Below are 9,964 nucleotides of genomic sequence, written 5' to 3' on the forward strand. Positions count from 1 at the left end.
AGATGTGTATAGGAGGCAGGCCGGGCACCCACCGCGGCGCGCCTCGCGGTGGGTGCCCGGCCCTGACGACACCCAGCTCATCCCGGTGCTGCCCGCGGTGCCGCGCCGCGTCGACGAGACCGACGAGGAGGTCGAGGCCCGCGAGGGCCGGCCCGGCGCCAGCCGGGGCATCCTGCGCGCCGCCGGCACGATGGCGGTGGCCACGCTGGTCTCCCGCATCACCGGGCTGCTGCGCACGATGGTGCTCACCGCGGCGCTGGGCGTCGGCCTCGTCGGCGACGCCTACAACACCTCCAACACGCTGCCCAACATCGTCTACGAGCTGCTGCTCGGCGGGGTGCTGACCTCGGTCGTCGTCCCGCTGCTGGTACGCGCCCAGGAACGGGACGCCGACGGCGGCGCCGCCTACGCCCAGCGGCTGGCCACGGTCGCCACCGCCGGGCTGGTCGTGGTCACCGGCCTGGCGATCCTGGCCGCGCCGCTGCTGACCTCGCTGTACGGCCTCGACGAGGACCCCGAGCAGTACCGGCTGGCGACCTGGCTGGCCCGGATCCTGCTGGTCGAGATCGTCTTCTACGGCCTCGGCGCCCTGGCGCAGGCGATCCTCAACTCCCGCGGGGTGTTCGGCCCGCCGGCCTGGGCCCCGGTGCTCAACAACGTCGTCGTCATCGCCACCGGCGTGCTGTTCCTCGCCGCCGGCGGCGCGGGCCCGCTCACCCCCGTGACCATCACCGACGGCCAGGTGTGGCTGCTGGGCGTCGGCACCACGCTCGGCATCGCCGTCCAGGCGCTGGTGCTGCTCCCGCTGCTGCGCCGGGCCAGGGTCCCCCTGCGGCCGCGCTGGGGCGCGCGCGACACCGGGCTGCGTGAGGCGGGCACGCTCGGCCTCTGGGTGATCGCCTACGTGGCGGTCAGCCAGGTCGGCGTCATCGTGGCCACCCGGATCGCCAACGCCGCCGGTCGCGAGGGCGGGCTGGGCTCGATCGGCTTCGCCAACGCCAGCCTGCTGTTCCAGATGCCCTACGGGATCATCGGCGTGGCCCTGCTGACCGCGCTGGTGCCCCGGATGAGCCGGGCCGCCGCGCGCTCCGACGTCCCCGGCGTGGTGCGCGACCTCTCCCTCGGCACCCGGCTGTCGGCCCTCGGCCTGCTGCCGGTCAGCGCCGCCCTGACCGTGCTGGGCCCCGCCCTGGCCGTCGTCGCCTTCGCCCGCGGCAACACCAGCGCCGACGAGGCCCGAGCGATCGGGATCGCGCTCGCCGTGGGTGCCTTCGGGCTGCTGCCGATGGCGGTGACCCTGCTGCAGCTGCGGGTGTTCTACGCCATGAAGGACGCCCGCACCCCCACGCTGATCCAGGTGGGGATGGTCGCCGTCCGGGTGCCGCTACTGCTGCTCGTGCCGGTCGTCGTCCCCCCGGAGCGGGTGGTGGCCGGGCTGATGCTGGTCACCAGCGTCACGTACCTGACCGGCTGGCTGCTCGGGCACGTCGTGTTGCACCGCCGGCTCGGGGCACTGGACAACCGCGCCACGATGGTCCCGGTGCTGCGCACCGCCGTGGTCGCGGTCGTCGCCGGGCTGCTCGGCTGGCTGGCGGTGTCCCTGGCCGACGGTGCGCTGGGCGCGTCGGTGGCAGGCTCGCTCGGCACCGTGCTGCTGGGTACCGTGGTCATCGGTGTCGCGACCCTCGCAGGGCTCGTGCTCGCCCGTGTCCCCGAGCTCCAGGAGCCCCTGGCAGCCGTCCGGGCCCGGCTGAGGCGCAGGTGAGCAGCGCGGCGCCGTCGCCGGGGCAACCCAGTCGCCGGCACGGAGGGGACAGGGGGCCGGGCGCACCGATGACGTCCACGATCACCGGCCTCCCCGACCGGTACCGCCCGCTCGACGAGGTCGGGCCCACCGAGACCACCGCCACCGGCGTCATCCACTGCTGGCGGGCCAAGGACCGGATCCTCAACCGCGACGTCGCCATCCGGGTGCACACCCCCGGTGGGCCGGCCGCCCGCGAGTGGATCACCCGCGCGCTCACCGCCGGCGGGCTGGCCACGCCCGCGCTGGCCATGGTCTACGACGCCGCAGAGGGCAGCGGGGACGGCGCGGCGCCCGGGGGCGCGGCCTACGTCGTCAACGAGTGGATCGAGGGCCGCACCCTCTCCGAGCGCATGGCCGAGGGCCCGATGCCCGAGCGGGAGGCACGCACCGTGCTGCGCCGGCTCGCCGAGGGCGTCGCCGCGGCCCACCGCGTGGGCCTGGCCGTCGGCGGGCTCACCCCCGAGACCGTCGTCCTGCGGCCCAACGGCCTGGTCGGGCTGCGTTCCGTGCCGGCCGCCAGCGGCACCGTCCAGGGGGACGTCGCCGCCCTGGGAGAGCTGCTCGAGTACTGCCTGACCGGCCGCCGCCCGGGCACCGCACCGGCCCGGCGGACGGTGGGGATGCCCCCGGACCTCGCCGCCCTGGTGCGCCGTGCCCGCTCGACCGAGCCCGGCGCGGGCCTCTCCAGCGTCGCCGCCATGGCCGCCCTGCTGGCCGAGCGCCCGCGCACCGGGCACACCGCCGATGCGCAGCGCGCGCCGGACGAGTCCGACAGCGGGTGGCTGCGCCGGCTGCGCGAGCGCCGCGAGGAGGAGCGCGCGGCCGGGGGCGACGAGGACGTCACGGTCGACCCCGCGCCGACCCGCGACGCCTCCTCCACCGCCTTCCCGCCGCTGGCCGCACGCGGCCTACCGCCCGTGCCCGGCCGCCGGCACGAGGACGACGAGGACGACCTGCTGCCGCTGTCGGAGGCCGGCGACGACGAGGCGGACCTGCGGGACGACGGGGCCGCGGACGCGCGCCCTCGCCGGCTGCTCGTCGTCGGGCTGCCGCTGGCGGCGCTGGCCGTGGTCATCGCCCTCGCGGTCTGGCTCGGCAACGTGATCTCGCCCGACGACGTCCCCGGTGACCAGGTCCCCGTGCCCGGCGCCCCGGTGTCCAGCGCGCCGCCCGCGGAGGAGACGGCCGAGCCCGGCGACAGCCCCGCGCTCACCATCACCGGCGGGAGCGTCTACGACCCGTTCGGCGACGGGGACCCGGACAACCCCGACGAGGTGCCGCTGTCCTTCGACGGCGACCCGTCCACCGCCTGGTCAACGGTGACCTACCGGGGGTCACCGGCGTTCGGCAACCTCAAGGACGGCATCGGCGTCCTGTACGACCTGGGCTCGGAGCAGGCCCTGGCCGGCGTGGGCGTCACCGGCACCGCCGGCGCGACCGCGGAGGTCCGGGTCGGCGACCGGCCCGACGGCGACCTCGACGCCTACGAGGTGGTCGCCGACGGCGAGCTCGGCGACTCGGCCGACCTGTCCTTCGACGAGCCGGTGACCACCCGGTACGTGCTGCTGTGGCTGACCGGGCTCGCGCCGTCGGACGGCGGCTTCTCCGCGGAGGTCGCCGAGGTCACCCTCACGCCGGCGGGCTGAGAGAGGACCCCGTCCTCCTCACCGGAGAAGGACCCCGTCCTCCCCCCTTCGCAGGCTCAGGGCGGTGCCCTGGGCGGGGCCGCGGCGAGCCTCTGGACGGTGCCGCGGGGCGAGGGACGGGGCGGCCGACACCCCCACAGGGGTCCTGGCCAGGGAATGTGGCACCTACGATCCTCGTTGTGCCGCCCGTGACGACAGACCACCCGACCCCCGGCCCCGCCGTGACGGCGGAGCACGCGGACCCCGCGATCCCGCCCGCCGAGCACGACGGCATCCGTGACCTCATCGTCATCGGGTCGGGCCCGGCCGGATACACCGCTGCCATCTACGCCGCCCGCGCGAACCTGCACCCGCTGGTGTTCGAGGGCTCGCAGTTCGGCGGCGCGCTGATGACCACCACCGAGGTGGAGAACTTCCCCGGTTTCGCCGAGGGCGTGCAGGGCCCGCAGCTGATGGACGACATGCGCACCCAGGCCGAGCGCTTCGGCGCCGAGCTGGTCGCCCGCGACGTCACCGAGGTCGACCTCACCGCCGAGCCGAAGATCGTCAAGGTCGGCGACGAGGTGCACCGCGCACACGCGGTCATCGTCGCCACCGGCTCGAAGTACCGGTACCTCGGCCTGGACAACGAGGCCCGGCTGCTCGGCCGCGGCGTCTCGGCCTGCGCCACCTGCGACGGCTTCTTCTTCCGGGACCAGGACATCATCGTGGTCGGTGGCGGCGACTCGGCGATGGAGGAGGCCACCTTCCTCACCCGCTTCGCCAGGACGGTGACCGTCGTCCACCGGCGGGAGGAGCTGCGCGCCTCGAAGATCATGCAGCAGCGCGCGCAGGAGAACGAGAAGATCCGCTGGGCCCTCGGCAAGCAGGTCACCGACGTGCTCGGTGACCAGACCGTCGCCGGCGTCCAGCTGACCGACGTGACCACCGGAGCCACCGAGGAGCTGCCCGTCTCGGGCGTCTTCGTGGCGATCGGGCACGACCCGCGCAGCGAGCTCTTCGTCGGGCAGCTCAAGCTCGACGACGAGGGCTACGTCCAGGTGGAGCACCCCACCACCCGGACCAACATCGAGGGCGTCTTCGCCTGCGGTGACGTGGTCGACCACATCTACCGCCAGGCCATCACCTCGGCGGGCACCGGCGCCGCGGCGGCGATCGACGCCGAGCGCTGGCTGGCCGCCGCGTTCGGCGAGCGCTGAGAAGCAGAAGGACCCCGTCCTTCCCACCCTTCGCAAGCTCAGGGCGGTGCCCGGGACGGGGCCTGAGCGGGCATACACCGACCACCCGACCTGTTGAGTCGGACTGGTAGCAGCAGACCGAGAGGAAGACATCCCCATGGCAGGCAACACCGTGACGGTCACCGACTCGTCCTTCGCCGACGACGTGCTGGGCAGCGACAAGCCCGTCCTCGTCGACTTCTGGGCCGAGTGGTGCGGACCGTGCAAGATGGTCGCCCCGGTCCTCGAGGAGATCGCCGCCGAGCACGGCGACAAGCTGACGATCGCCAAGCTCAACATCGACGAGAACCCGCAGATCGCCCGCGACTACCAGGTCATGTCGATCCCGACCATGACGGTGTTCCAGGGCGGCAAGCCGGTGAAGAGCATCATCGGCGCCAAGCCGAAGGGCGCGATCCTCTCCGACCTCGCCGATTACATCTGAGCAAGGACCCCGTCCTACCCACCCTTCGCAAGCTCAGGGTGGGGCCCGGGACGGGGCCGCTCCGAGGGCCTCCTCCGCCGACCGGCGGGGGAGGCCCTCGCGCGTGCGGGGGGCCCACCGGGCCGCCCCGACGCCCGGGGACCACAATCGACCCACGATGGCAACCGACAGCAGCATGCAGCCCCTCGGGCCGGGGGACCGTGGCCCCGCCGTGGCCGACGTGCACGCCGCCCTGCGCGCCCTCACCCTGCTGCCGGCGGGGGGTGCCGCGGAGGAGGCGTCACTGGACCAGGCGGTCTACGACCCGGCCACCGAGCTCGCCGTCCGCCACTTCCAGCAGGTGCGTGGACTGACCGTCGACGGCCGCGTCGGCGAGGAGACCTACCGCGCCCTGTCCGAGGCCCGCTGGTCGCTCGGGGACCGGCTGCTGCACCACGACCCGGTCCGCCCCATGCGCGGGGACGACGTCACGAACCTGCAGGACCGGCTGCACGAGCTCGGCTACGACGCCGGCCCGGTCGACGGCGTCTTCGGCCCGGAGACCGAGGTGGGGCTGCGCGCCTTCCAGCGGGACTACGGCCTGACCTCCGACGGCACCTGCGGGCCGGCCACGCTGCGGGCGCTGCGCCAGCTCGGCCGCAAGGTCACCGGCGGGCGCCCCCAGCTGCTGCGGCAGAGCGCCAGCTTCGTGGAGAGCGGCCCGCACCTCATCGGACGGCGGATCGTCCTCGACCCCGGCCACGGCGGCACCGACACCGGCTACACCTTCGGGGAGACCACCGAGGCCGACCTGGTGCTGGACCTGGCCTCGCGCATCGAGGGCCGGCTCGCCGCCGCCGGCGCCACCGTCTACCTCACCCGGGGCCGCGAGCAGGACCCGTCCCCGGCCGAGCGGACGGCGTTCGCCAACGACGCCCGCGCCGACCTCTTCCTCTCGCTGCACACCGACGCGCACCGCTCCGAGCACGCCCGCGGGGTGGCCAGCTACTACTACGGCACCGGCTCGGGGGCCTCCTCGACCGTGGGCGAGCAGTTCGCCAACCTGGTGCGCCGTGAGGTCGTCGCCCGCACCGGCATGCTCGACCTCGGCTCGCACCCCAAGACCTGGGACCTGCTGCGGATGAGCCGCATGCCCGCCGTCCGGCTCGACGTCGGCTACCTCTCCCACCCGGTCGACCGGCTGCTGCTGCTCGACGCGAGGCTGCGCAGCACCGTCGCCAGCGCCGTCCTGGCCGCCGTCCAGCGGCTGTTCCTGCCCGCCGAGGCCGACCCGCCCACCGGCACCTTCATCCTGCCCGCGAAGCGCTGAGGACGAGGTGAGCCGCCCTGCGGGGCGGTGCGAGGAGTGGGGGCCGGAGGCCTCCACGAGGAGCGCCGGGTGGGGCTCAGCGCGCCCGGGGACGGCACCTGGCCGCGGTGTCGTCCGGTAGGACGACAGTGTCACTGTGACGGTTGGGTTCGTCCCACCCCGTGTCCCGCACGGGTCGTCGGGTCGGGCTCCCTACACTCGGGATGTGGCCGATCTCCAGCCCGGAACACCCCCGGGCCCCGGTGTGCACCACCCCGCTCCGCGGCATCCGCGGCTGGACCCGCTGGCGGACCGGTACGCAGCACGCACGCACGGGATGAAGACCTCGGAGATCCGCGCGCTGTTCTCCGTCGTCAGCCGTCCCGAGGTCGTCTCCCTGGCCGGCGGCATGCCCGCGGTCACCGCGCTGCCGCTGGACGCGGTCGGCTCGATGATCGGCGAGCTGGTGTCCGGGATGGGCGCACAGACCCTCCAGTACGGCTCCGGCCAGGGCGACCCGCGGCTGCGCGAGCGGATCTGCGACGTCATGGCGCTCGAGGGCATCACCGACGCCTCGCCCAGCGAGGTCGTCGTCACCGTCGGCTCCCAGCAGGGGCTGGACCTGGTGACCCGCGTCTTCTGCGACCCGGGGGACGTCGTCCTCGCCGAGGGCCCCTCCTACGTCGGTGCGCTGGGCGTCTTCCAGGCGGCCGAGGCGCGCGTCCGGCACGTCCCCATGGACGACGACGGGCTGATCCCCGAGGCGCTGGAGCAGACGCTGCTGGAGTGCCGGGCCGCCGGCGACCGGGTGAAGTTCCTCTACACCGTGCCGAACTACCACAACCCGGCCGGCGTCACGCTGTCCGAGCCGCGGCGGCAGGCGGTCATGGAGATCGTCGACCGCTACGACCTGCTGGTCATCGAGGACAACCCCTACGGCCTGCTCGGCTTCGACCGCGAGCCGATGCGCGCGCTGCGGGCCCGGGACGACCGGCGGGTCATCTACCTCGGCTCGTTCTCCAAGACGTTCTCCCCGGGCCTGCGGGTGGGCTGGGTGCTGGCCCCGCTCGCCGTCCGGGAGAAGCTGGTGCTGGCCACCGAGGCGCAGGTGCTCTGCCCGCCCTCGCTGACCCAGTACGCCGTCGCCCGGTACCTGGACACCCAGCCGTGGCGGGAGCAGATCAAGCACTTCGTCGAGCTGTACCGGGAGCGGCGCGACGCCACCCTCGAGTCGCTGGACGCGCTCATGCCGGCGGGCACCACCTGGACCCGCCCGGACGGCGGCTTCTACGTGTGGCTGAAGTTGCCGCACGGGCTCGACGCCAAGCTCATGCAGCCCCGCGCGGTCAACGCGCACGTGGCCTACGTGCCGGGCATCGGCTTCTACGCCGACGGCTCGGGCCGCGAGTTCATGCGGCTGTCCTACTGCTACCCCGAGCCGGACCAGATCCGCGAGGGGGTGCGCCGGCTGGCCCGCGTCATCGAGGCCGAGCTGGACCTGCACTCGACCTTCGACGGCGTGGACACCGGCACCTTCCGGGCGGTCTCCGGCTCCCCGCCCGGCGGCATCGTGGGCCCGGCCAACAGCGACCGATACGAGGACCGTCCATGAGCGAGCGCGCCCCCGCCCCCGCCGCCGAGCCGGGGACCGTGGCCCACCCGCTGCGCGCCGTCGTCCTCGCCGGCGGGCTGAACGTCGAGCGGGAGGTCAGCCTCTCCTCCGGCACCCAGGTGGCCGAGGAGCTGGCCCGTGCCGGCGTCGAGGCCGAGCTGCGCGACGCCGACGCCGAGCTGCTGCCCGGTCTGGCCGCCGCGCCCGCGGACGCCGTCTTCATCGCGCTGCACGGCGCCACGGGGGAGGACGGCGCGCTGCGGGCCGTGCTCGACCTGGCCGGCGCCCCCTACGTCGGCTCCCCGGCCGCGGCCTGCCGGCTGGCCTGGGACAAGCCGGCGGCGAAGTCGGTCGTCCGCTCCGCCGGGGTGACCACGCCGGACTGGGTGGCCCTGCCGCACAGCACCTTCCGGGAGCTGGGCGCCGGTGCGGTGCTCGACCTCATCGTCGCCCGCCTGGGCCTGCCGCTGATGGTCAAGCCGGCCTCGGGCGGCTCCGCGCTGGGCGTGCAGAAGGTCAGCCGGGTCGAGGACCTGCCCGCCGCCATGGTCAGCTGCTTCGCCTACGGCGACACCGTGATGGTGGAGCGCTACGTCGACGGCGTGGAGCTGGCGCTCTCGGTGGTCGACCGCGGCGAGGGCCCCGAGGCGCTGCCGGCGGTGGAGATCGCCCCCGAGTCCGGCGTCTTCGACTACACCGCGCGCTACACCCCCGGCCTGACCGAGTACCACGCGCCGGCCCGGGTGTCGGCCGAGGTGGCGGCGCGGGCCGCGCAGATCGCCGTTCGGGTGCACGAGGTGCTCGGCCTGGCCGACCTGTCCCGCACCGACGCGATCGTCACGCCGGACGGCGAGGTGCACTTCCTCGAGGTGAACGTCTCGCCCGGGATGACCGAGACCTCCATGTTCCCGATGGCGGTCGAGGCCGGCGGCTCCTCGCTGGGCGACGTCCTCGCCGAGCTGCTGACCCGGCGGGCCGCCGTCACCCGCTGAAGAAGGACCCAACCGCAACAGAGGCCCGGTTCCGTCCGTGACGGAACCGGGCCTCTGCCGTCGATCACTCCTCGGGACGGCGTCCGGTGATGTCCGGGGCCATCTGGCCGATGATGCGCTGCAGGTCGTCGACCGAACCGAACTCGACGACGATGCGGCCCTTCGCCCGGCCGATCTGGATCTTCACCTTGGTCTCGAAGGCGTCCGAGAGCCGGCCGGCGAGGTCCTCCACGCCCGGCGCGCTGAACTTCCGCGGACGCCGCTTCACCGTGGGCTCCTCGGCGACGGCCAGCGCGACCGCCTCCTCCGTGGCCCGCACCGACATCCCCTCGGCGACGATGCGGGCGGCCAGCGCCTCCTGTTTCGCGGCGTCGGGCAGGCCGAGCAGTGCCCGGGCGTGGCCGGCGGAGATGACGCCGGCAGCGACGCGGGTCTGCACCTTCACCGGCAGCTTGAGCAACCGGATGGTGTTGGTGACCTGCGAGCGGCTGCGACCGATCTTCGTGGCCAGCTCCTCGTGGGTGGCACCGAACTCCTCCAGCAGCTGCTGGTAGGCCGCGGCCTCCTCGAGCGGGTTGAGCTGGACCCGGTGGATGTTCTCCAGCAGGGCGTCGCGCAGCAGCGCGTCGTCCGTGGTGTCACGGATGATCGCCGGCACGAACTTGAGGTCCGCGGCGCGGGCGGCCCGCAGCCGGCGCTCGCCCATGATGAGTTCGTAGGGTGGGCCCCCGGCGACATCAGCGCGCTCGCGCACGACGATCGGCTGCAGCAGGCCGAACTCGCGCACCGAGTACGTGAGCTCCTCCAGCGCCTCGTCGTCGAAGACCTGACGGGGCTGCTTGGGGTTGGGGACGACGTCGACGACCGCGACCTCGCGCAGCTGCGCGCCCGGGACGCCGACGGCGGCCTCGGCCTGCGCGGCCACCGTGGCCGCCGCCCTGTCCCTTATACACATTT

8 protein-coding genes are annotated in these 9,964 nt (G+C 74.3%); 7 read left to right on the forward strand and 1 reads right to left on the reverse strand.

Features of this window, described 5'->3' with window-relative positions; genetic code table 11:
• The 7 genes from murJ to CNO22_RS22435 all read left to right on the forward strand — a co-directional run.
• Positions 1-1,765, forward strand: a 1,765-nt coding sequence (murJ, locus tag CNO22_RS22405; protein ID WP_100501479.1) for a murein biosynthesis integral membrane protein MurJ, incomplete at its 5' end; no start/stop codon positions are given.
• Between the two features lie 68 nt (positions 1,766-1,833).
• Complete coding sequence (locus CNO22_RS22410) at positions 1,834-3,453, forward strand: protein kinase family protein (RefSeq protein ID WP_100501470.1); 1,620 nt, start codon at positions 1,834-1,836, stop codon at positions 3,451-3,453.
• A gap of 188 nt (positions 3,454-3,641) precedes the next feature.
• Positions 3,642-4,652, forward strand: coding sequence for a thioredoxin-disulfide reductase (gene trxB / locus CNO22_RS22415; RefSeq protein WP_232807260.1), 1,011 nt, complete (start codon positions 3,642-3,644; stop codon positions 4,650-4,652).
• A gap of 136 nt (positions 4,653-4,788) precedes the next feature.
• Positions 4,789-5,115: a thioredoxin gene (trxA, locus tag CNO22_RS22420; RefSeq protein WP_100501474.1), complete on the forward strand. Its 327-nt coding sequence runs from the start codon at positions 4,789-4,791 to the stop codon at positions 5,113-5,115.
• 157 nt (positions 5,116-5,272) lie between these two features.
• Entirely contained in the window at positions 5,273-6,424 is a 1,152-nt protein-coding gene (locus CNO22_RS22425) for an N-acetylmuramoyl-L-alanine amidase (protein ID WP_232807261.1), read from the forward strand.
• A 205-nt stretch (positions 6,425-6,629) separates the two neighbouring features.
• Positions 6,630-8,015, forward strand: a complete 1,386-nt coding sequence (locus tag CNO22_RS22430) for an aminotransferase-like domain-containing protein (protein ID WP_232807262.1) — start codon at positions 6,630-6,632, stop codon at positions 8,013-8,015.
• Positions 8,012-9,007 carry a D-alanine--D-alanine ligase family protein gene (locus tag CNO22_RS22435; protein WP_100501478.1) on the forward strand — a complete coding sequence of 332 codons (996 nt, stop codon included), beginning with the start codon at positions 8,012-8,014 and terminating at the stop codon, positions 9,005-9,007. Before CNO22_RS22430 ends, CNO22_RS22435 begins: the two co-directional genes overlap by 4 nt.
• 64 nt (positions 9,008-9,071) lie before the next feature.
• On the opposite strand, the gene CNO22_RS22440 is transcribed toward CNO22_RS22435, so the two are convergent.
• Positions 9,072-9,964: ParB/RepB/Spo0J family partition protein (locus tag CNO22_RS22440; protein WP_198588523.1), on the reverse strand; the 893-nt coding region annotated here is incomplete at its 5' end.

This window comes from Geodermatophilus chilensis, from assembly GCF_002802985.1.
In the GTDB taxonomy this organism is placed as follows: Bacteria; Actinomycetota; Actinomycetes; order Mycobacteriales; family Geodermatophilaceae; genus Geodermatophilus; species Geodermatophilus chilensis.